15 protein-coding genes are annotated in these 24,817 nt (G+C 43.7%); 7 read left to right on the top strand and 8 right to left on the bottom strand.

Annotation, left to right across the window (positions count from 1 at the left end):
• Positions 1–11 precede the first annotated feature (11 nt).
• Positions 12–1,091, bottom strand: coding sequence for an RluA family pseudouridine synthase (locus AAEY72_RS06150; protein ID WP_026037330.1), 1,080 nt, complete (start codon positions 1,089–1,091; stop codon positions 12–14).
• Positions 1,092–2,139: 1,048 nt separating this feature from the next.
• Here AAEY72_RS06150 and AAEY72_RS06145 point away from each other — a divergent pair.
• Positions 2,140–3,354, top strand: coding sequence for an outer membrane protein assembly factor BamD (locus AAEY72_RS06145; protein WP_210540650.1), 1,215 nt, complete (start codon positions 2,140–2,142; stop codon positions 3,352–3,354).
• Between the two features lie 508 nt (positions 3,355–3,862).
• Here the strand turns inward: AAEY72_RS06145 and AAEY72_RS06140 are convergent.
• Positions 3,863–5,491, bottom strand: a complete 1,629-nt coding sequence (locus AAEY72_RS06140; protein WP_352309861.1) for an alkaline phosphatase — start codon at positions 5,489–5,491, stop codon at positions 3,863–3,865.
• Positions 5,492–5,914: 423 nt separating this feature from the next.
• On the opposite strand from AAEY72_RS06140, the gene AAEY72_RS06135 reads away from it, so the two are divergent.
• Together AAEY72_RS06135 and rpoD are read left to right on the top strand one after the other, a co-directional pair.
• Positions 5,915–8,104 carry a DNA primase gene (locus tag AAEY72_RS06135; RefSeq protein ID WP_352309860.1) on the top strand — a complete coding sequence of 730 codons (2,190 nt, stop codon included), beginning with the start codon at positions 5,915–5,917 and terminating at the stop codon, positions 8,102–8,104.
• Between the two features lie 474 nt (positions 8,105–8,578).
• On the top strand, positions 8,579–10,498 hold the full coding sequence (rpoD, locus tag AAEY72_RS06130; RefSeq protein ID WP_352309859.1) for an RNA polymerase sigma factor RpoD: 1,920 nt from the start codon (positions 8,579–8,581) through the stop codon (positions 10,496–10,498).
• Positions 10,499–10,879: 381 nt separating this feature from the next.
• Here the strand turns inward: rpoD and AAEY72_RS06125 are convergent, their stop codons facing one another.
• Both AAEY72_RS06125 and AAEY72_RS06120 read right to left on the bottom strand, forming a co-directional pair.
• The gene (locus AAEY72_RS06125) at positions 10,880–12,154 is read right to left on the bottom strand and encodes a saccharopine dehydrogenase family protein (RefSeq protein WP_352309858.1); all 1,275 of its coding nucleotides are present in this window, start codon (positions 12,152–12,154) and stop codon (positions 10,880–10,882) included.
• 235 nt (positions 12,155–12,389) lie between these two features.
• Positions 12,390–13,628 (bottom strand): carboxynorspermidine decarboxylase, encoded by a 1,239-nt coding sequence (locus AAEY72_RS06120; RefSeq protein ID WP_352309857.1) that lies wholly within the window; start codon positions 13,626–13,628, stop codon positions 12,390–12,392.
• A 159-nt stretch (positions 13,629–13,787) separates the two neighbouring features.
• On the opposite strand from AAEY72_RS06120, the gene AAEY72_RS06115 reads away from it, so the two are divergent.
• Positions 13,788–14,453: a DUF924 family protein gene (locus AAEY72_RS06115; RefSeq protein ID WP_352309856.1), complete on the top strand. Its 666-nt coding sequence runs from the start codon at positions 13,788–13,790 to the stop codon at positions 14,451–14,453.
• A gap of 118 nt (positions 14,454–14,571) precedes the next feature.
• On the opposite strand, the gene AAEY72_RS06110 is transcribed toward AAEY72_RS06115, so the two are convergent.
• The 3 genes from AAEY72_RS06110 to lpxB all read right to left on the bottom strand — a co-directional run bounded on the left by AAEY72_RS06110 (position 14,572) and on the right by lpxB (position 18,447).
• Positions 14,572–15,816 carry a CAP domain-containing protein gene (locus AAEY72_RS06110; RefSeq protein ID WP_352309855.1) on the bottom strand — a complete coding sequence of 415 codons (1,245 nt, stop codon included), beginning with the start codon at positions 15,814–15,816 and terminating at the stop codon, positions 14,572–14,574.
• Positions 15,817–16,043: 227 nt separating this feature from the next.
• Entirely contained in the window at positions 16,044–16,904 is an 861-nt protein-coding gene (rnhB, locus tag AAEY72_RS06105) for a ribonuclease HII (RefSeq protein ID WP_352309854.1), read from the bottom strand.
• Positions 16,905–17,127: 223 nt separating this feature from the next.
• Positions 17,128–18,447 (bottom strand): lipid-A-disaccharide synthase, encoded by a 1,320-nt coding sequence (gene lpxB, locus AAEY72_RS06100; protein ID WP_352309853.1) that lies wholly within the window; start codon positions 18,445–18,447, stop codon positions 17,128–17,130.
• A 687-nt stretch (positions 18,448–19,134) separates the two neighbouring features.
• On the opposite strand from lpxB, the gene AAEY72_RS06095 reads away from it, so the two are divergent.
• A complete protein-coding gene (locus AAEY72_RS06095) occupies positions 19,135–20,217 on the top strand; it encodes a 3-deoxy-7-phosphoheptulonate synthase (RefSeq protein WP_010201135.1) in 1,083 nt (360 codons plus the stop codon).
• A gap of 174 nt (positions 20,218–20,391) precedes the next feature.
• Here AAEY72_RS06095 and pepN read toward each other — a convergent pair whose 3' ends face one another.
• Complete coding sequence (pepN, locus tag AAEY72_RS06090) at positions 20,392–22,992, bottom strand: aminopeptidase N (protein WP_352309990.1); 2,601 nt, start codon at positions 22,990–22,992, stop codon at positions 20,392–20,394.
• Between the two features lie 481 nt (positions 22,993–23,473).
• Between pepN and AAEY72_RS06085 the strand changes: the two genes are divergently transcribed.
• Positions 23,474–24,103: a DUF6231 family protein gene (locus AAEY72_RS06085; protein WP_352309851.1), complete on the top strand. Its 630-nt coding sequence runs from the start codon at positions 23,474–23,476 to the stop codon at positions 24,101–24,103.
• A gap of 170 nt (positions 24,104–24,273) precedes the next feature.
• Positions 24,274–24,792, top strand: coding sequence for a peptidoglycan-associated lipoprotein Pal (pal, locus tag AAEY72_RS06080; protein WP_194619911.1), 519 nt, complete (start codon positions 24,274–24,276; stop codon positions 24,790–24,792).
• The last annotated feature ends 25 nt before the right edge of the window (positions 24,793–24,817 follow it).

Genomic DNA, 24,817 nt, shown 5'->3' with positions numbered 1-24,817 from the left:
ACACAGAACGGTTACTCTTCATCGTAGCCATCACTTAACACTGTCATTAGCTGCTGCATATCTTCAGGGATTGGCGTTGTGACTTCGACATCCTCACCTGTCGTCGGATGAACAAAACCCAACGTATAGGCATGCAGTGCTTGGCGCGGGAAGTTGCTGATCGCCTGACGCTGTGCTTCTGTCAGACCTGCCCGCAGTTGACGGCGACCACCATAGACGCGATCGCCTACAATCGGATAGGTGATATGACTTAAATGCACACGAATCTGGTGCGTACGACCCGTCTCAAGACCCACGTCTAACAGACAGTAATTACCATTGAGCGCGGTCACATTTAATAAATGCGTGACTGCTTCACGACCTGCCGTCATGACCGTCATTTTGGTACGCTGACTACGGTGACGACCGATCGGTGCATCGATACGGCGATGACGCAATAAACTTGCCGCATCCCCTGCCACCACACACTGATAATGACGATAGACTGACTTGTCTTTTAGCTGATCCATCAATGCCATTTGTGCAGGTTTAGTCTTGCCAATAAGCAGCAATCCCGAAGTGTCTTTGTCAATGCGATGCACCAGACCGGCACGCGGCAAATGATGCTGCTGTGGATAGTGATACAGCAACGCATTAACCAAGGTGCCCGTCTGATTGCCAGCGCCAGGATGAACAACCATGCCAACTGGCTTATTAATCACCAATACATCATCGTCTTCATACACCACATCGATATCAATGTCTTCTGGCTGATCTTCACTATGCTGCTGCAGCGTCGTTGATAGATGTATGACATCACCTACTTTGACTCGAATTTTTGGTTTTTGCACGCTATCGTTATACAGCAAGCTACCATCGCTGATCCAGCCTTGCAACTGCGCACGCGAAAAGTCGGTAAACACCAGTGATGCTAGCTTATCGATACGTAGACCAGCTTCTTCTTCGGTGACCGTGTAGGTGGCATCGATAATGACTGGCACCGCTTGGCCTATAGTTGGCGCTTCATAATCAGCGTCATCGTCGTCACTGTCATCAATCCCTTCATCAGCCTCATCGGCTTCATAGTCCTCAATCATCTCGTCATCGAGCATATCACTATCTTTTGAGGCAGCATTTTTTGAGACAGCACCTTCTGAAACAATACTTTCTGACGCTTGTGACATAGCATCGTCTGAGAGGGCTTCATTGGACACAGTTTTTGCGTTGATGCGGTCTTCAGTTTCTAGCTGCTTAGCATCAGATGACTCATTACTTTTTAAAACTTTATTTGGCATGGAAGGCTCTTGCGCTGATAAATGTGGCGCTGATAAATCAGTATCTAGCGATTGATTCGGTGATAAATGGGTGGTCATAGTATTATTATTCATAACAGATTTATATTTATATATAGCAAAGTCCCTGACAGGTTTTTGTAAGGCACTTTATAAGAGAATATAATAGGAAAACATAATGAGAAAATATAGTGCTGTATAAGAAAAACAATGCCGTGCCTTGATGATTAAAATCTATCATGGTCAAAAAAGCAGAGGCAATACTGCCATAGTGTAGCATGCCAAGCGCTCAAGCCCTATAGAAGCTGACTGTTATCTGTCACTTTATGCATATCATTTGATACCTAAATCATTGACGATTAACTCTCTAAAATATGACATTGCTGTAATTTACTGTATATTTGTTGGTGTCAGTGACATTCGATATCGCTCGTTGCGGCGGCTCATGCTAAACTGCAAAGCTGAAACGTGATAGATGAAACATAATAGACAAAGACGTTTAGGATATATCCGCGGGTCAAACTGTCATACACTAAGATAAATATTGCAGGCTTGCTAAAATTCAAAGCAGCTTAGATAAATGAACTGCAAAATAGATGACGAAAAAATAGACGAAACGGTGGTTATTCTATAAAGTAAGCGTTATTTTACTGTATGCTATGGCACGGTATTTTTAAAAACGTCCCTCTTAATAGGTCATAGCAAAAACTGCCTTTGATAAAAATCATGTCAATTACGAGTCGTCTTAACCACTAGCACTCTCAATAATAGACAGTTAACTGGTGCGATAAGCATCGTTTTTATTATTAACCTTATATATAGTATGATAGCGTCGCTGCTATTATGCGCCTTGTGTCGGAGAAGAAGTATGCACGCTGTTGGCAATACGTTTATCAAACTGTCCTCAATCACCCTGCTTGCAATAAGTGTCAACTTGGTGGGTTGTCAAACTTTTAAGAACCTGACCAACAAAGACGTCGATGCAGTCGAAACTGCGGAAAAGTCAGAGCAAGGCTACTATAACGATGCCATCGCTCAGATTGATAAATCTCGTTATATTCAAGCGATTGAAGACTTGACCAATCTGCGTACCTTTTATCCTACCGGACAATATGCTGAGCAAGCCCTGCTCGATATGATGTATGCCCAGTATGAAAGCGGTAAGTTCGAATTGGCAGCGGCTAGTGCGGATCAGTTTATCGGTCTCTACCCTTCTAACCCGCAAGTAAGTTACGCCTATTACGTGCGCGGTGTCGCCAATATGCAAGGCTCATCTGAAGGCCTCAAACTGTTCAAACTGAACCAAGCTGAACGTGATACTGCCTATCTGCGTATCGCTTTTGCTAACTTCCAAGAGCTCATTAATAAATACCCAAATAGCCCTTATACGCCAGATGCTGCACAGCGTATGACCTTTATTTACAACCAGTTTGCCGAAAGTGAGCTCAGTGCCGCCAGTTGGTATATTGAGCGTGAGGCTTATGTCGCCGCTGTCAACCGTGCCAAATGGGTGTTTCAATACTATCCACTGAGTGAATCTGTACCCGAAGCCATCGCCATTTTGGCCTATAGCCATGAAAAACTGGGGCTAACGGACTTGGCAAAAGAATACAAAACCCTATTACAGATCAACTATCCAAATTGGCTGACCAGTGATGGACGCGTTAAGCTCAACACCAAACGTGACCGTACTTGGTTTAACAAGCTAACCTTTGGCAAGCTTGGCCGTTCAGGTATTAAAGACAGCTCGGTCTCTGAAGGTAATTATACTGGCGCGACCAAAACTCAAGTTATTCGTAATGCCAGTCAATTGAGACTGCCTAGCGAAAACACTACGTCTGCCAACGCACCGATAGCCAATACTTCTCCTACACGTGGTAATGGCATCAATGTAGGCTTGGGTCTGCCTGAGGCGTCCACTGAGCGCGTGACTAGCCAATCGAGCACTGGCTCTACCGCTAGAGAAGCGAATGTAGATCCACAAAATATCAACCCTACACGCCGTACAACGCTATCTGACCAAGGTGTTGGTATTACGCCATCAAATTCAGATGTCGATAGTACCGATATGGATGATGAATAAATGCTCTAGAGTTAAGATGGCTTATCTACGTTAATTAAGATAGCATTTTTTCTTTTTAACATATCAAGAAACAGTATGAACTAAATAAGGCCAACGCTCATGTTGGCCTTATTTAGTTCATACTAGGGTGTGTCCTCAATCTGAACGAAAATACCTAAATGGACTCAAAATATTGATCACAGCATTTCCACTCGCATGATGATCGCATCTCATTGCACCGATAACGACACGTACAAGCTCAGCCCAGAAACTCTTCACCTGTCCCCTCGTTTTATGCCCAACGTTTCCAACCCTCATCATGTAATCGCGTGACTTTTTTATTTCTTAAAGTCAATAATGCTGTAGTGGCATAATATTATAGGAATCGAGGACATGGGCAACATGAACCGCAGCGAGTCTATATCTTTAGTTCGCAGAAGATAAGAAAGATACTAAAGGTAGACCAGCCCCCAATAAGTATCGAGGGCCGGTAAGGTATTCAAAAGATCTTCAGGCGGTTATTAGTACATTACTCTTCTAATGCTTCAATAGCGTGTTGACCTACTTCTGTGTGATGCAGCACCTTACCAAAGGGTGCGGTAGTGTCTCCCGGGCCTTGAGTAAATACTAGTACCGGTGTATTGGTGTGGGTGCCGGTGGCCCAAACCACATTTTGCTGTTCTGCCACTTCGCGAGCCAGCAGGTTCTGGCGATTGTCGTCAGTTTGGTAAGCGAAAAAGGCGCCGTTAGCGTTCATTTTCGGGACAGTTTTGGTGCTCAGATAAGGGTGGCCTTCGGTGTAAAAAGGATTGTCTTCGGTTGCGAGCACTCGCTTGGCCTGAGCTTCGGTGATATCGAAGCCAGTTTCAGCGTTTACAATGCGGGCTAAGCTAGCAGGTGTTTGCTGGTCTGCTTCTAATGCATCGAACTGGCTATAGAAGATATCGCCATAGGAGGACTTCTGCTCGTATAGTTTATCGAGGGTCGCTACGTCACCGAAGTTGAAGAGTGGTTGAAACTGTTGCTCTTTGAACACATTGCCTGGTAGGTCACGTCCATGGGGTAGGTCGTTAGCAGAATAGCTGAAGCCAAAGCCACCTGTTTCGTGATCAGCGGTTACCACAACAAGAGTATCGTCACGGCCTTCCGCCCAATCCAATACGTGATTAAGTGTTTCGTTCAACCGCAGCATTTCGTGCAGCATAGTGCCAGTGTCGTTGTAATGCCCTGCCCAATCGATTTGCCCAGCTTCGATCATCAGAAAAAAGCCTTTATCGTTTTTGGACAACGAATTAATCGCTTTTTCTGACATTTCTTTCAGCGTTGGTATAGTGCGTGCGGGGTCATTCTTAGTTTGGTGCTCGGTAATACCGTTTGGCAACGCTGAGTAAGCAAACAAGCCGAGTATCTTGCCGTCGGCCTTTTCCATCTGTGAGCGATTGAATGCTAGGTCATAGTTCTTCTGCTGTGCTTCGGCGATCAAGTTTCGGTTGTCTTTACGCTTAGATTTAATAGCGACGCTACCTTCTGATAGCACTTCCAATTCTTGGCGGACAGATGATTGCTCGTCATTAGCAGATTCAGGAATCCAGTAACGCAGACCGCCGGACAACATGACATCTACGTTATTGTTCAGCAGATCAACCGCAATTTCATTTTCCAGACTGCGGTGACTCTGGTGTGCGGCAAAGCCTGCTGGGGTTGCATGAGTAATACGGGTATCCGACACCAGCCCAGTAGATTTTCCTAGTTTTTTGGCCTTTTCTAGTATGCTTTCTGCGCTATTGCCGTCTTTATCTGTGCCAACCATCTCAGCGCCAGCTAGCTGACCGGTTGCCAGTTGTGTGGCGGAAGCGGCAGAATCGACCACTAGGTTGTTGTCGGCGTGGGTCATGGAAATACCCATACGGCCGTTGGCGGCGATCCGGTCAAAGGCTGTCGTGCCGTCGGTGATTACCGAATTTGGCGCTTGCTTGGCGTATGCCAATAGTAGACCAACTTGTTGTGGCCCCATACCATCACCAATGATCATAATGACGTTTTTGGCTTTTTCCGGCGTGGATTGTACTGCTTGCGGCGCGGACTGCATTGTTGTACACGCTGTCAGCATGAGGTAGGTTGTGACCAACCCTGCTGCTGTGGCTTTACGGACGTTCATAATCAAATCCCATTGCGGTTGGTGTTTTTATGGCTATTTGGGTGCGGTTACTGCTGCCTTAGCTATCGTCCAGATGTTTACCTATCATGGGGTAGATCTCGGTCACCAACGGCGCCGATTATTTCACTGTTCTTTACTTACAGCAGAATCAGTAGACATGGTTTTTTACGCAAATCTTCGTGAAGTACGCGCACTCCATGGCTTATTGAACTCATACCGCTCTCTTAATAACTTCCCTATAAAATGGATCCTCATTGCAGTGAGAGAGCGTTTAAACGAACACACTAACACAATTCTGTTACAATCTTGCACCGAATTTCATGACAAATTAAACGGTTTCTTACCTAGTCTGAAACTATTTTAGGTATCGGTAGTCCCCATTTATGAATTGTATGTAGACCTTGTGGTAAAATATTCGTCCTTATGAGCATTCCAAACCATATTCTCGAACAATTAAATAGCCAAGCTGACTTAATCAGTATTATTGGGCGTCACACGACGCTTAAGCGTGCTGGAAGTGAGTTTAAGGGCTGCTGCCCTTTTCATGGTGAAAAATCGCCTTCTTTTTATGTCAATCCACAAAAAAACATCTACCACTGCTTTGGCTGTAGTGTCGGCGGCAATGCCATCAGTTTTTTACGTGATTATGAGAACCTTACCTTTATTGAAGCGGTCAATGAACTGTCAAAACAAACCGGTATTGAAGTCCCAAAAGAAGAACAGCAAAACGTCAGTTATCAGCGCACCAAGAAACGACCTGCTATAAAACCTATCACGCGTGCGCCGGCTGAAACCGTTAAATTTCAGCCAACTGCCGATGAGCAATTACCATCAAGCATAGCGCCTGATTATCAGCAGAAAAATTATGCAGATCAGCATACTTATAATGACAGCAATAGCCATGACACCAGTTATGACAATAGCTATGAAGACAGCTACGACGGTTATCCACCGTTAGACGCTTACGATTCAGCGCCTTACCCGACGGATTCTTATCCCACCGATTATCAAGATACAGCTAATGATAGCGCTCCACCTGCATGGTTGACCGATACCAATGCTAGTGCAGGCTTACCTAGTGATAATAGTGTCTCTGATAAAGACGGCAACCTATACGATCTGTTAGAGCAAATTCAGCAGTTTTATCAGCACAGTCTGACGACCCACCCGCATGCCAAACATTACTTTTTATCGCGTGGTATCACGGAAGACATCTTTGAGACTTTCGGTCTAGGCTATGCGCCATTTGGTTGGCAGCATCTTGAGCATCAGTTTCCGCAGGACATTGAAGGACTCAAAGCTCTAGGTCTGGTTCGCCAATCGGAATCCGGACGCGATTATGATCTACTACGTGATCGGGTTATTTTTCCGATTCGAGACAATCAAGGCCGCACCATTGGCTTTGGCGGTCGCGCATTAGATGATGAAGTAAAGCCTAAATATATTAACTCCTCCGACTCGCCCGTTTTTCATAAGCAGCACGTACTGTATGGCTATTATGAATCTCGCCAGCAGCGCGCAGACAGCTGGTTAGTGGTCGAAGGTTATATGGATGTGATTGCCCTTTACCAAGCCGGTATCTATGGCGCAATTGCTTCTATGGGTACAGCGATTAATGAGAGCCAAATATCACGGCTATTAACCCTCAACCCAACCCTCACACTGAGTTTTGATGGTGATAATGCTGGACAAAAAGCCGCTTGGCGCACGCTAGAAGTTGCTTTGCCTGTACTGGCTGATGATAAAGAGCTACGGTTTTTGACCTTACCGAATAATCATGACCCTGACACCTTTATCAAGAGTCAGGGCGGTGACGCCATGCGGGAGCAAATCAAAAATGCTATGCCGCTGTCACAGTATATTTTTGCCTACTTAAGCGAACGTTACGATTTGACCTTGGTAGAAGGCAAAGCCAAGCTGATGTCACAGGTACGCTCATTAACCATGGCGCTTCCCAAAGGCAGTAGCTTTCGTTACCTGCTGAATAATGACATTTATCAAAAGCTTGGTGGCAAACGCAGTCAAAACATCGAAGCGAAAGACGCCCTGCTAGATTTTGATGGTGACATGACCATCAGCCAGCAGTTGCAGCTGTGCTTTTTATTCCAACCGCGCGCCTTACTCGAAGACCCTATTGAATCGATTTGGCAACAAGCAGGTATCAGTGACTTACAGCTGCCTGCGCATATCAAACAGAAAGCTGCGAGCGATACCCTTCGCCCACTTGCTTGGGAAGACCTGCAAGATACCGACCTGTTGGATATTGTCAGTACGATCAAGCGTTGCCTAAAACACCTACCAACAGATGCTAACGCAGCAGCGCACTTTATATTGTCTAACGTACAGCCGATGACTCAAGAGACACTCAGCCGTAGTTGGGGTGGGTTTTATAAAACGTTAACGGCAAGAAATATTTTAAGCCTCGATGAATTGGTCGAAAATTTAGTCATGCAATTGCTTAAGCTACATTTGCAAAAAAAGATGCAAGAGCTGATCAAAAACCCTGACCACATTAAGCTGGCGATAGTTCGTAAGCAGTCACAGTTATTAAATGATTGGCTACGTGCACAGCAAGCCGAACAATCAGCGCAGATGGTCACGGTTCAGTCGTAATATTTGGTGTTATTTGTGTTTTATAAAATGCTAGCCCTTTAAAAGTATGATGATTGACCCCACTAATAATGATTATGGCCAGTCGCTCAGACCGTTTCTTTATCGTTAAGCAGATAGTAAAAAATGGTAGAGAGCATTTACTACCTCGTGCTTGATTACACTGGTCTGTGTTAAACTGTGTCGCTAACTATTTATGGCATGGCTTACGAAATGATGATAAGCATGCATCGTTAAGCACGAATTTTAAGTATTACTTTTAGCAATTATTATTTTTGATATATTTTTAACAGTTTTTTAGTGGTTTTTTAGCCCTGTTATTGTAGTGTTTTGAGCCTTTATTCATATCCACTCATTTTTGATATTATTGACAACCTCTACGCCATATTTTGATCAATCGATTGATAAGATCAACGCACCCAGCCAGCGATAGCGCGTCACAATATAAAAATGTCCGATGCAAGTAAGCGAGTATTTATGAACGATAAGTCAGTTTCTAAGTCCACATCTCAACTGGCCACCTTAATCCAAATGGGTAAAGAGCAAGGGTATTTAACCTATGCTGAGGTGAATGACCAACTGCCCGACTCTATTACCGAAAGCGATCAGATCGAAGATATTGTGCAAATGCTGACCGACGTTGGTATTAAAATCTTTGAATCTGCACCTGATGCCGATGACATCTTGATGAACGATGATTCGAGTGATGATGAGTCGGCAGCAGACGAAGCCGCCGCCGTATTAGCCGCAGTTGAAACCGATCCAGGTCGTACCACCGACCCTGTGCGTATGTATATGCGTGAAATGGGCACGGTCGATTTGCTAACCCGTGAGGGCGAGATTGTTATTGCCAAGCGTATCGAAGAAGGTATTCGTGACGTGCAGCATGCCATGTCTTATTGGCCTGGTACAGTACAATTCGTCCTTGATGAATATCAAAAAGTACAAGATGGCGACAAAAAGCTCTCTGATGTCATTACTGGCTTTTTGGATCCTGAAACCGAAGAAGACAAAATAGCCGCACAAGAAGCCAAAGAGGCGGCAAAAGAAGAAAGAGAACGCATCAAAGAAGAAAAAGAAAACCCACCACCAGTCAAGCCAAAAGCCAATGCTAAAGACGATCTCGATGACGACGACTCTGATGATATTGATGACGCTGAGGAAGAGGAAGAAGAAACTGGCGGCATCGATCCAGAAGAAGTACGCCTACGTCTAGAAGAGATCGAAAATCTATTTATCAAAGCCAAGCAAGCCTTGCTCGATTATGGCCGTGGTAGCGTACAGGCTGACACAGCGTATGCTCTACTTGCTGAGCGCTTTATGATGCTAAAGCTAAACAACCGCTTGTCAGATCAAGTCATGGCTATTATGCATGACGTGTATGACGATGTGCGTAAACAAGAACGTCAAATCATGCGTTTGGTCATTCGCCGTGGTCGTATGCCGCGTGACGAGTTCCGCAAGACCTTCCCTAGTAATGAAACCAACGTTGATTGGCTCATTGAGCGTATCAAAGGTAAGCCTGCATTTGCTGGCACCCTAGAAAAAGTCACCGATGACGTGATTTTATTACAGCGTAAAATTCGGGATTACGAGCAGCAGCTCGACATGAAAATCCACGACATGAAAGATGTGGCACGCCGTATGGCTGTTGGTGAAGCAAAAGCTCGCCGTGCTAAGAAAGAAATGGTCGAAGCCAATCTACGTCTGGTTATTTCTATTGCTAAGAAATACACCAACCGTGGTCTACAGTTCTTGGATCTTATCCAAGAAGGTAATATTGGTCTGATGAAAGCAGTCGATAAATTTGAATACCGTCGTGGTTATAAGTTCTCGACCTACGCCACTTGGTGGATTCGTCAGGCGATTACCCGCTCTATCGCAGATCAGGCGCGTACCATCCGTATCCCTGTGCATATGATTGAGACCATTAACAAAATCAACCGTGTCTCACGTCAGCTACTACAAGAAATGGGACGCGAGCCAACGCCTGAGGAATTAGGCGAACGCTTAGAGATGGACGAAGTCAAAGTCCGTAAAGTACTAAAAATCGCTAAAGAGCCTATCTCTATGGAGACGCCAATCGGTGACGATGAAGACTCACATCTAGGTGATTTCATCGAAGATGGCACTATCTCAAGTCCTGTCGATGATGCGACGTCTGCTGGTCTACGTGAAGCTACCCGTGACGTATTGGGTAACTTGACTGAACGTGAAGCGCGTGTGCTAAAAATGCGTTTCGGTATCGATATGCCAACGGATCATACGCTGGAAGAAGTTGGTAAGCAGTTTGATGTGACGCGTGAGCGTATTCGTCAGATCGAGGCAAAAGCACTACGTAAATTGCGTCATCCTTCACGCTCTGAGCACTTGCGCTCTTTCCTTGAAAACGATTAAATTCTCAAGAAAGCATTGAGCCTAGACAATAGGTCTTAAATATCTAGAAAAATAAAAAAGCTGAGCATGTCTCAGCTTTTTTGTGCCTATTAGATACCCCGTGATAATGATTATCAAGCATGGCTATCAATTAACACATCAAATCAAATGGTGGTCAGATTTAACGACCAAATAAGCAGATCACCATACCAATAATGATAATCTTCCCAATCATGAGACGTTCATTAAATATAGTCAGTAAAAAGTCATATCGATACATCACTCATTGCTGATATCAATTTTAGACACCTCTCTATTTAAACGACACAGACCACACAAAAAAGCCCGTCTAACTCTCTGACTGAGAGTTTAAACGGGCTTTTTTTGAATATAGATAACGTATTAAATATCGAACGCTAGTGCTCTATCGCCTTCGCTATCTTTGATACGTGTTGGCAAACCAATCTTATTGAGTAGGTTGATAAACGGCTTAGCATCTAGCTCTTCGATATTAACCATCTTGCCAGCATCCCATTCGCCAGTTGCGATCAACATAGCGGCAGCAACGGGTGGTACACCTGCAGTATAAGAAATACCTTGGCTACCAACTTCATTATAAGCGTCTTCATGATCTGAGATATTATAAATAAACACCTCAGTATCGACGCCATTAATAGTGCCTTTGACTTTGTCACCGATGCAAGTCTTGCCCGTATAATTTGGCGCAAGCGAGCTTGGATCTGGTAGCACTGCTTTGACCACTTTCAACGGAATGACTTCTTGTCCTTCAGCGGTCATTACTGGCTGTTCAGAGAGTAGACCTAAACTTTGTAATACCGTAAACACATTAATATAGTGCTCACCAAAGCCCATCCAAAAGCGGATGTTGGGCACATCCAAGTTAGCAGACAACGAGTGCACTTCATCATGACCACTTAAATAGCTATTTTGCACACCAACGACGGGCAGATCATCAGTACGCTTTACTTCAAACATTTTATTAGATTGCCACTTGCTGTCCTGCCAAGAATAGACCGTGCCGGTAAATTCGCGGAAATTAATCTCAGGGTCGAAATTGGTGGCGAAATACTTACCATGGCTGCCAGCATTGATATCAATAATGTCAATATCAGTCACCGAGCCTTTATCCATCATATCATAGCCAAGACGCGCGTAAGCGTTGACCATGCCGGGATCAAATCCTGCACCCAAAATCGCCGTGACATTGTTGTCCGCACAGCGCTGTTTACGCTGCCATTCATAGTTGTTATACCATGGCGGTGTCTCGCAAATCTTGCGTGGGTCTTCATGAATAGCGGTATCAATATAAGCAACACCTGTCTCAATACAGGCTTCTAGCACTGTCATATTGATAAATGACGAGCCGACATTGATAATGATTTGCACACCAGTATTTTGTATCAACTGTATAAGTGCTGGGCTGTCCATGGCATCAACTTGATGCGTGTGCAAAATAGCTGCTTGTTTAAAACTACCTTTGTCTTTGACACTTTGCGCAATAGCATCACACTTATCTTGAGTACGAGAGGCGATATGAATCTCGCCGAGCACATCATTATGCATCGCACATTTATGCGCGACTACTTGAGCGACACCGCCTGCTCCGATGATGAGTACATCTTTTTTGTTGGGCTTAGCTTGTTGGTTGGTATTCAATGCAACAATCCTCCTTTGTGTCCCTGTCATCGCCTAAGAAATGGCCAGTCAAAACAGAAACGAGTGAATGATATGCGTGAATTAAAAAGGAAGACCGAGGAAAACCCACGCACCCGTCGGGCAAAAATAGCTGGTTTTGCCCGTGGCGATTATAACAATTTTTGCAGGCTTTTCGGCAATAATTAATGGTTAAGATACAATCTGGTTGTGCTCAAGCATTATCGAACGGCGAACACTAAGACAAACTCGCCTTATAATCTTGATAATCAAACTCACGCTGCACATCAATACTGCCATCCAAACGACGAATAACAATCGCTGGCATGTTGACGCCATTGAACCAGTTTTTCTTCACCATGGTATAGCCCGCCGCATTACCAAAGGCAATCTTATCGCCTACCTGCAAATGGTTAGGTAAGGCATACTCGCCAAAGATATCACCTGCCAAGCAAGAACGACCATAAATAATAGTGTTGTCCGAAATGTCCACTGTTTTAGCCATATCGGCAGGTACAATATTAATCAACGCTTCGTTAATAGCCGCAATGGGTGCTGACTCACGGTAAATCAACAAATCCAGCATATGCGCTTCGATAGAAGCGTCAACAACGGCTAGGTTTTTTCCGTTGTGCATCGTATCTAAGACCGTCGTGACCAATGATCCAGCACCATGAATGCTCGCCTCACCTGGTTCTAGATAGACTTGCACATCGTATTTTTCACTAAACGCTTTCAATCGCATGGCGAGTTTTTCTAGTGGATAATCAGGCGCGATAAAGTGAATCCCACCACCCAAACTGACCCACTCAAGCTGTGCTAAAACATCACCAAACCTGTCTTCGATATCCGCCAAACTGTCACTAAAGGCCTCAAAACTGTCATTTTCACAATTGTTATGAATCATGACTCCAGTGATGTCAGAAAGCACTGCTGCAATCTTATCTTTATCATGCTCACCAAGACGGCTAAAAGGACGCGCAGGATCAGCGATGATAAACGATGAGTTGCTAGTCTTTGGGTTTAAACGTAGCCCAACTGGAATATTTTTTGCGCCAGCTTGACCTTTGAACGCATTAAGCTGCGAGATAGAGTTAAAGATAATCTTATCAGCATAGCTCAATACTTCATCGATTTCATCAGCGCTATAGGCAACGCTATAAGCATGCGTTTCTTTTTTATCTTTACCATTCCCTTCATCATTCTTATCAGCGCTATTATTGCCAAAGGTCTCATAGCCCAAGCGCACTTCATTGAGTGACGACGAAGTAGTGCCATGTAAGTAAGGCTGCATGACATCAAACACGCCCCACGTAGCAAAGCATTTGAGCGCCAACAACGCTTTTGCACCAGACAACTCACAAAGTCGCGCAATTATCTGCATATTGGCAACGATTGCTGCTTCATCGAGCAGATAATAAGGCGTTGGTATCGAAGTTGGTATCGAAACTGGTTTGGTATTTTTTGTTGAGTTCATAAGAGACAACCTAATGGCTTGTATATGCGGTAGTAAAGCTTGTGATAACAATGCTTGTTTGTAGTATGAGCGTTTTTTATTACTGTGCTTTTTTAGCATTGTGACATCGCTAATTAAGTGCGCTATAGTAGACTAAATCCATCATAATTAGAATATCTTATGTCACTATCAACCGATTATTCCAGCGCTGCCAGCCAAACTAACTTATCCAAACTTGAATCCAGAAATATTGATTTGACCCATCTCGACCCTAATGCACGTGCAGTGTTGGATTTTTGGTTTGATAAAAATAATGAGCAGCATTGGTTTGCAAAAAACGATGATTTTGATCAGCGTATTCAGGATAATTTTGGCAAAATCTGGCAGGCAGCAAAACACGGTGAATGTGCGCCTTGGCGATGGTCTGAAAATCAAAATGATGTGAATAGCTCAATGACTAATTTGGCAGGACGTCTGGCAGAAATTATCGTCTTAGATCAGTTTTCACGCAATCTATACCGCGGGCAAGCGTGCGCTTTTGCCCAAGACAGTATGGCAGTGGTATTAGCACAAGAAGCCATTCAACAGCCGCATTTTGACACGTTACCGATGGAGTGGCGTCGATTTACTATTATACCGTTTATGCATTCTGAATCAGCCGTTATCCATGAGCGCTATTTGACGTTGTTTGAGCAACTAAATGACGCGACTACTTTAGACTTTGAACATCGTCATAAAGACGTTATCGATCAGTTCGGTCGTTATCCGCATCGTAATAAAACGCTAGGTAGAGAAACAACTAGTGACGAAAAAGCATTCTTAGAACAGCCGAACTCATCATTCTAAGAGAGATTATTTTTAGGTTTTTGTACCTTTTAATAGTCTTACAGGTTTTTTATATAACAGGGGCTGAACCAGTTATCTGATTCAGCCCTTGTTTTACAATATCAGTTAATCAGATTAACTAGTAATTCACTTTACCCGTAGTAAAAGTAAATGACTTATTTTGTAAGGTTTTATTATCGACTAGAATATCAAAGCTCACTTGATACTTAGTATTGCCATAAAGACCACATTGCTGGCTTTGATTTGCCGCGCGCTTGATTTCACAGCTTTTTAGTGCATCAGTCAATGGTAAGATAAAAGCTTCATTCGCTGGTAGCGCGTAATTGGTATTGGTATACGGATCGTTATCAAAATCAATTAACTGAATTGGCACATCTGCATTGCGCTGCGTATCTCGAAAATTAATGTTACTGACCTTAATTTTCTGAGCTGAAGGCATACTAATATAAACAGGTTGTCCAATAGGATCAGTGCGCAAATTGCGTCCAGTACCTTCAACAGGATTTGGTGTCTCGTTGTATAGTGCGGTCACTGTTCCCGTCACACCTTGACATGGATAGGTAAATACTCCTGAGAACGTATTGTCTGCTGATGCTTTTGTCGCTGACGCATTGCTCACCAAAACATAGCCTTGATTGTTGGTAGTGTTTTTATCACTGGGCTTATAAGTGACCATCCCCGTGCCTACCAAACTTGAAGTTGGAAGCATCAAAGAACGCAGATGATAAGGTGCTGCTAATAATGACTTGGCCATGGAGATAGCTACCGTATCTACGCTCAAAAAATCACCTGCTGAGCTGTAATAGACAGACTGAGCAATATTTTCAGTAGCACCATATTGTGCATTACGATAGTTTGCATTCGATAAGCGATCTGAGAAATCCAAGCCACCAAAGAATGGGTTATTGGTACCAGTTACGCTAGCAATATCGCTTATTTCATTTTCGATATGCGCATTAAAACTGGTTGGCGTGCTATTAGCAAATACATATTTGATATAGTTTGCGTGACGGATAGCAATGTCATCAAGCGCTGTATCCGCAGACAAACCGCCTAAGCCACAGCTGGTTCTTGCGAGACCAAATTGATTATTAGCACTTAATGCTGCTTGCGCGTTATTTTCAGTAGGCTCGTTGCTTGTATTGACGGGGACATCATCGTTTGGTTCGTTGTCCTGATCATCAGGCGTCGCCGTTACCGGTATCGAAGTTATTGGTTCTGAAATGATTTCTTCTTGTAATTCAGTCGGTGAATCATTGGACGTAGAACTGCTATCAGAGTCTCCACCGCCACCACAGGCCGTTAAAAAAACCGTCAAGAAAAGCACTGCAGCAAGGTTTTTTTGAGGAGTATTAGCCGTCATCTCTTATCCTATAAAATAGTAATATTTATATAACTTACTAGCGAAAATAAAACCCAGCATTAAATATTAGTTATTGATTTAAAAGGATTTTATTTTAACAAAGATATATTGTATTACATTTTATAAACTTTCGCTCGTTATTTTATCAAAAAATTTCCTACTTATTAGCACAGTAAGCGGTTTTTACTTTTAGATTCTATTATTTTTTTATACTTAGGCTATTTCAGTCACTTGCTATTCTTGATTAATATCGATTTTCGCACTGGTGCAAAGCTACGTCTATGCGCTGGCAACACACCATATTTTTCAATCGCTTCTATATGCGCTTTGGTCGGATAGCCTTTATGCTTGGCAATACCATATTCTGGGTACTCAGTATCAAGCATATACATGGCAGCATCACGGCTAACTTTTGCCAATATACTGGCTGCAGCAATGCTGGTATGACGTGCGTCTCCTTTTACCCATGCTTGACAGTCAATTGCAGAGGTTTCTATACCTAACTTGGCCAGCATCACATAGTCTATATCAGGGCAGCGATTACCATCAAACAAAACCTCAAATTGCATCATAGAGGTAGCCATATGTTTGGCAATAGTCTCCAACAACACTTCCGTACATAAGCGCATACCGAGCATCGTTGCTTGTAAAATATTGACCTGATCGATGACTGCTTCTGGAATGTCAGCGATGATAAAACCTATGGCATGCTGTTGCACCAACGGATAAAGAATATCGCGTTTTTTTTCGCTCAACTGCTTAGAATCCGTCAATATAGATAAAGGCGTGTCTTTTAATGGTTGCGCCTCAATCAGTCCTGCCCAGGTCGCAGGCAGTATTGCCGCCGCGACATTGACACTACCCAACAGTGGGCCACGCCCTGCTTCATCAACACCAATTTGCAACATTGATTGCTCTATGGGCTGTTGGGTATTTATTGCATATTTGGTCAGCAGATTAGCAATATTGACTTGGCCAGATAAGTGGATGGGCGCAGCTAAATCAATGTACTGAGATTTTATATCAATCTGTTGAATTTTTCTGTCAATCGGAATAATAAGATCTTTAACTTCGTTCTGAATGCTCATGATTTTTTGCTGTCTTATTGATTAGGGCGTGTCTTCATTTTAAAAATGGTGATAAAAATGAGATAAATTGCCGTCAAACAAGAAAAATAGCGCAGATAATATCGGGATATTAACCAGTTATTTGACGGTGTTTGGCAAGATTTAGCCATTTTTAGCCCATTTAGATGACTATCGAGTGAATTGAAAACACCGCCTTAGAGTGGTGAAGATAGATGATGAGCAATTATCCCTTATGATTTATGCTGGTCTTTTCTCGCACAAACCATTGCTCAATTACGCTATCAGCAGGGTAATGATTGCTTTGCTGCTGTAATAGCTGTTTGGTTGCGACAAGCGCTTTCAATTGCTCTGCGTAAGCACGCGGTTGCAAGAGACGCATGACGGTACGACAGATATTATCGCCACTCGCCTGCTCTTGTATCAGCTCAGGTACGATGGCAGTGTCGGCTAAGATATTGGGTAGCGCCACATAAGGAACTTTGACCAGACGCTTGGCGATCTGATAGGTCAGCTGATTTAATTGATACACTACCACCATTGGACGCTCAAGCAGCATCGCCTCTAACGTTGCCGTACCTGACGCCAGCATCACGATATCCGATGCAGCCATGGCCTGCTGACTGAATGCTGGTTGACTGTCATCATAGACCACAACGATCGCGGCACGCAGCTGCTCTGAGCGCTGGTCAATGACATCTTGGACAATATATTGATGATTTTGATCGACCGTCGGAATGATAAAGCACAGCTTTGGATCTAACAATATGAGCTTTTGAATACCATCCAGCATGAGAGGTAAGATAGCCGTTATCTCGCCGCGCCGAGAGCCTGGCATCACACAAATAAGCTGGCTGACATCATCAAACCGCTCGATAAAAAACTGCTGCAAACCATCGTTGTGCCAGACCAACTCACTGCGCCTCTGATTGATGGGCGTCTCTATCAATACCTGATCAATGGTGCGTAATAAAGGATGACCCACACATATCGCTGGATGATTATGGCGCTCATATACTGGCAGCTCAAACGGAAATAGGCAGAGCACAAGGTCGGTCGCTGCTTTGATATTATGAATACGTGACTCGCGCCATGCCCAAATAGAAGGGCTCACATACTGTACACAGAAGACGCCTTTTGGTTTTAATTTTTTAGAGACTCGTAGATTAAAATCAGGCGCATCAATACCGATAAACCAGTCAATATTGGCCGCCTTAAATGCGCTCAATAGCTCGCGCCGCGCTTTCAGCAAATCTGGCAGCTGGGCCATGACTTCCACCAAGCCCATCACTGCTAGACGTTCTAATGGAAAAATACTTTGCAATCCTTGCGCTTGCATTTTTGTACCACCTACACCTACCCAGACGATATCATCACGCAGGTTGTTCATCTGCTGCATAAAATCTGCACCCAAACTGTCACCAGATACCTCACCTGCAACGATGGCTATCACCAGCGGTGCAGCATTTATATTAGGTACCTGAGAATCCGTCTCTATTTGATGAATAAGGTCAGTCTGGTGATGAGACGTAGCAGAATCTGTCATGACAAGCTCTCAATATTAGAAATATACAAATAAAATAAATGAACCGTTATTATAAAATATAACGTAGCAAATCAGCGATAGTGCCTTTTGATCGATACACATTATTATCCTGCATGGCTTTAACCTTCTATCGTTGATGTTGCTATCATACGTGACGATGATACAAATAGCTAAATTCACGCATAAAAGCTGAACGTTAGGCCTCCAAAAATCTAACCGAACGTTATTAGGGTCTATTGAACATTCAAATATTAGGACTGCTGATCGCTAAAATTGCACCAAACTAGGCGTAAACCGACGATAATGTCGAGACCTTAGCTAGGTTTACAACAACGTTTGCGGTGATTTTAGCATCAGCCTTTCAGGGCAGGGCTATTTTTTGCCAATACATGGCGAAATTGTCTACCCTAGAATGACTAGGCGTCAAAAATTTCACTGCGTATTGTCTAAAAAATAGCCGCTGCCAGTTCCACATTTGAATGTTCAATAGACCCTAATAGACGGAAAAACGAAAGGCTAAACGTGCATTTGAAAATTCAAATATAACGCTAAGTGTATACAAGTATAACTAAGTTTTGGTTTGGACATTCCAGTTATCAGTCAATTAACTGCACGACTGCCCTTGTCAACCAGCACTTTTGTCCTCATAATGATTATTCCTATAAATCAGCTAGACGATATATAATCATGACAACTACAGCTACCCATAATGCAGATATTGACGACGTGAATATTGAAAAATTTATTCCCTTGATCACTCCCGATGAGCTAAAAACTGAGCTGCCTTTATCAGAAGAAGCTTACAAAACCGTTTTAAAAGGTCGTAACACTATCCAAGATATTTTGGACGGTAAAGACAAGCGTCTGTTTGTGGTCATTGGCCCCTGCTCTATCCACGATATCAAAGCCGCCCACGAATATGCCGATCGCTTAGCTATATTGGCAAAAGAGATCGAAGACAGCATATTTGTTGTGATGCGCGTGTATTTTGAAAAACCACGTACCACGGTCGGCTGGAAGGGTATGATCAACGACCCTGACATGAATGACAGCTTTGATATCGAAAAGGGTCTGCGTACCGCTCGTAAGTTACTGCTTGATTTGAATGAGAAAGGCTTACCTTGCGCGACTGAAGCATTGGATCCAAATACCCCGCAGTACATGCAAGATTTGATCAGCTGGTCAGCAATTGGCGCTCGTACCACTGAAAGCCAAACGCATCGTGAAATGAGCTCTGGCTTATCATGCCCAGTTGGCTTCAAAAACGGTACGGATGGCGGTATGACAGTCGCAGTTAACGCCATGCAAGCAGTTAAAGAAGGTCATAGCTTCTTAGGGTTATCATCAGATGGTAAAGTCTCCATCATCAAATCTAAAGGCAACCCTTACGCCCACGTGGTACTTCGCGGTGGTAATGGCAAGCCTAACTATGATGAGACAGCCGTTGCGCAAGTGGAAAACGAGCTGGCAAAAGGCAAGACCAATAGTAAGATTATGATTGACTCAAGCCATGCCAACTCAGGTAAAGACCCGTACTTGCAGCCGATGGTTATTAACAATGTCGCTGAGCAAATTCAAAATGGTAACAAATCCATTATCGGTATGATGATTGAGAGTCACCTAAAAGGCGGCAGCCAAAAGCTTACTGCTGATTTGAGCCAGCTTGAGTATGGTAAATCTATCACCGATGGTTGCCTAGATTGGGATAGCACAGTCACTGCGTTATACAGTCTACGTGATATGGTAAAAGATGTATTGCCTAACCGTTAATGGCGATTGGCCATAATGAATCATTATCGAGCCACTCAGCAAAAAGCCCGTTTGACATAATTAGTGTCAAACGGGCTTTTTTTATGCTTTAACTTATAAAATCATGTGCTTTTTTAGGGCGTGTCCTCACTTTAAAAATGAGATAAATTGAGGACATGCCCTAAGCTAACCACCCTACTCACTTGTTGCGCCTAGTACGCTCGTTAAGCTTTCAAGCACATGTTTAGAAGACACGGCTTGCTGTAAATCTAACAGCTTATCATGCGCCATTTGACGACGTGGCTCAGCCAAGGTATTCCAGCGTGCCAGCACTTGCAACAAACGCGATGCTAAGACCGGGTTGGCATCATCCAACTTTTTAATCACAGCGATATAGATATCTAAACCCTCTGCCGTCCATAAGACGGTCGGCTGCGAGGTAAAGGCACTGATGACTGAGCGCACACGATTGGGCGTATTCCAATCAAAATCAGTATGAGTGAGCAGCGATTGGATAGCTTCAGTAGTGACCGTATCAGCTGATGCTTGCACGCTAAACCATAAATCGATGACCAAGTCATTTGCTTGGAAGCGATTATAAAAGTCTGCCAAATAGGCATCTGCATCTGCCAATTGATGATTGACCATCACCTTTAACGCGCCGAAACGCTCTGTCATACAGCTGGCATTATCATACTGCTGCTGTGCCCATTCATTGGCACCATCAACGTTAGCCGTCAATGCCATGTCTAATACCACATTGCGCAAGGCACGAGTACCGCGAGCTTCGGCACTATCTTCATAAGACTGCATTGGCAGCTGTTTATAAAGTGTTGCCCATTGATTTTTTAAAGCATCTGCCAGCTGTTGATATAAGCCTTCGCGCTGTTGTTTAACCAATTCTGGGTCGTAATCTGTATGAATAGCAGATGCCAGCTCTTGCGCTGATGGGATATCGAGCAAACGCGCTGCCAACATTGCATCGTCAGTAGCCAATGTAGGTAATGTCTTGGCGACTGCTTGCAGATAGACGTCAGGACTGCTTTTCGAGCCTCGTCCCTGTAGTAAAATGCGATTTACCAGCATTTGTGTCACTTGCCAGCGGTTAAAACCATTGGTTTCATGCTTAAGCAAAAATGCCAAATCTTCATCTTGATAATCGTAATTGAGCTGGACTGGCGCACTGAAATCACGTAGCAGCGATACGACCGGCTCACTAGCCACATTTTCAAAGACAAAGGTTTGCGTTGCTTGATCGAGCAGCAGCATACGCTCGGTAACGATGTCACCAGAATCTTTGTCAAATAGCGCGGTCGCTACGGGAATAGGTAAAGGTTTAGGCGCATCAAAACCACTAACATGACGGGTTTGCTGACTTAAAGTAATGGTTAACGTTTGCGTGGCGCTATCGTAATCTTGATGACCAGACACCACTGGCGTACCGGGCTGACGATACCAGTCAATAAAGTCTTCAATTTTATCATCAGTAATACTGAGCGCAGACAAGAAGTCCTCAACGGTAACCGCTTGCCCATCGTAACGACGGAAATACTCATCCGTGCCTTTACGGAAGTTATCAGCCCCCAAGGTATTGGCAATCATACGGACAATTTCAGCGCCTTTTTCATAGACGGTCGTCGTATAAAAGTTATTAATCTCGACGAAACTTTCAGGGCGTACAGGATGTGCAAGTGGCCCTGCGTCCTCGGCAAACTGATGGGCACGCAAAGTCGCGACATCATCGATACGCTGTACGGCACTCGACTGCTGATCGGCTGAAAAGGATTGATCACGGTAGACGGTAAAGCCCTCCTTCAAGCACAGCTGGAACCAATCACGGCACGTGATGCGATTGCCCGTCCAGTTATGAAAGTACTCATGGGCGATGATAGCTTTCACACTAAAGCTACGCGAGTCCGTCGTGGTCTCAGGGCTAGACAACACACAAGCAGTGTTAAAAATATTGAGACCCTTGTTTTCCATCGCGCCCATATTAAATTGGCTAACGGCAACTATCATATAGCGGTCTAAATCATAGGCTCGACCATAATTGACCTCATCCCATTTCATAGAATCTTTTAGGGCTTGCATACCGACATCACACTTATCGATATCGGCAGACTTAGCGTATATTTCTAGTAAAACGTCTCGACCTTCGCTGGTAGTATAAGAATCCGTCAATACATCCAAATCAGCGACGACACAGGCAAACAGGTAGCTTGGTTTATTAGTTGGATCGTGCCAGATCGCATAATGACGATCTGGTGCATCTGCGACCTCACCTGCTTCAACCAAATTACCATTGGCCAATAGTGTCGGATAGCGCTTATCCGCCTCAAGACGGGTGGTGAATATCGCGAGCACATCAGGGCGATCTGGATAAAAAGTAATCTTGCGAAAGCCTTCTGGCTCACATTGAGTCACAAACATGGTGTCGTCGCCACTACCCGCCATATAAAGCCCTTCGAGGGCGGTATTGGTCTGCGGGCAGATCCGTACTTGAATCTCTAAAACAACTTCATCAGGTACATTCGCAATCGTCAACGTGCCTGCTTGCTGTTGATAATCCTCAACCGTCAATGGCTTACCATTCATCGTAATGGCGATCAGATCCAACTCCTCACCGAATAATACGAGATCTCCTACTGTTTGACGTACCATCTTCAGGGTGCTGTCTACCTGCGCATGATCTTCGAACAGCTTAATATCTAAATCAACCGTTTCCACATCAAAGCTTGGTTTTTTATAATCTTTTAAGTTGATTTTACTTGGTGCATGCGGCGGCACATCTGGCATTTCAGGATTGATAATTTGAGCATCGGTTTCAGCAGTAGACATAGGGATTCCTATTATTATTTATGGTAAAAAAGCATGATAAATTACGTTATAACGGGTAATCAATTAGCAAAATTTTTATGATTGTTAGAATGATAGCGACATTTAGGGCCTATCATCAATTAGCACATTGATATATTTAGTGGTCTTAAAATAGATAAATTTTGTCAAACATCGTCAGAAATCTTGTCAATATGTTCATATTTATGGCAATTCCTTTCTTGTTTGGCTACAATTTTCCTTATTTTAAGCCTCACAATCTAAATAATGACACGCCCTAGCTACATTGACCTAAACAACCAAATTTCAAGAGCCACCCTTCAGGTTATTACGCCTATCATCCAAAACAAAGATCAAAAACGTCAATCATCAATTGGATAGTATCAATGAAAATGATTTAATAGAGGCACTGATCACCAACAATCGATAAACGGCCTATTTTATGACAACGCAACCTACTAGTCGCGCAACCATTACCTTACCACTTTTGATGGATTACATTGATGTACTATTGCCATCGTTAGCAATACAGGTAGCCACACCAGAAACACCTGAGCAAACTGCTATTAGACAGACTAGTGATAGCTCTGATGGTAGCTCCGAGCTGTTATGGGTTGTGCAAGATAAAGCTGAACGTTTGGCACTACAGACATCCCTAAAAAATCTCGATAATAAAAAAGGAAAAACACATTTATCAACGTTGTCAGAACTCACCCAGCAGCAACTCCCTGAACGTTATGAGCTCGCTTGCTTTTGGCTACCAACCTTATCAGCAGAGCTGCTACCCCAATATATCCCATTGCTTATGCGCTATCGTGATCTTTATGCCGCGCACCTACTGATTGCACTCGATAGCACCCTAGACTTAAAATCTTATGGTTTTACGCCATTTGATATTTTAAGCGAACCTTCTTTGAAAGACGCTGGTAGCCGTGCTATTCATGCCTCTTCGTCAACTGACTCATTGCCAACACTGTGGCAGTTTAATTTGTACGATTATAAGCAATTACCCAACTGGTTGAACGCTGACTACTGGGCCAATCCTGAAAACTGGGGCAAGCATCGCTGGTAGAAGTCGAAAGGTTATTTGAATACTGTAAAGCCGGTTATGTAATTTATAAAATGTTTACAGTAATACTACTTACATAAAGTAACATTTAGTATATGATAGATGATAATTGCCTAATTTTTATCATTAGCAGTTCAGAACAACAAATTTTATTAAAATTTCAGGAGCTCATCATGTCAATCAGTTTTTCTAAGATCGCTGTCCTCGCTGTACTATCAAGCGCCGTTGCAATAACCACTGGTTGTGCGACTAAACGTACTACTTCTGAAGTCGTGGTTGCGCCATTAGGCATCCCGGGTGGTCAAGTCGGCTACAACGGTGCCGTGATTGTAGATAATTCAAGCGCAGTTATTACTGGTGCTGAGAATCTACAAGCGGTTGTTTACTTTGGCTTTGACAGCAGTGAAATCACCTCACAAGCGGCCAGCGTATTGAACCAACACGCAGGCTTGTTGAGCTCAAACCCAGCCGCTGGTGTTGTTATCGCTGGTCATACCGATGAGCGCGGTAGCCGTGAATACAATATCGCCCTTGGTGAACGTCGTGCCCAAGCAGCACGTAACTACCTTGCTGCGCAAGGTGTTGCTGTTAACAATATCCGTGTCATCAGTTATGGTGAAGAGCGTCCTGCTGCTGCCGGCAATACTGAAGACGCCTATGCACAGAACCGTCGTGCTGAATTGTCTTACTAAGACCGGTACAACTGATAGTAATAGA

It is taken from the genome of Psychrobacter sp. W2-37-MNA-CIBAN-0211, assembly GCF_040309405.1.
Taxonomy (GTDB): Bacteria; Pseudomonadota; Gammaproteobacteria; order Pseudomonadales; family Moraxellaceae; genus Psychrobacter; species Psychrobacter glaciei.
The sequence above is the reverse complement of the archived record's forward strand: the minus strand, read 5'-3'. Positions and strand labels throughout refer to the sequence as shown.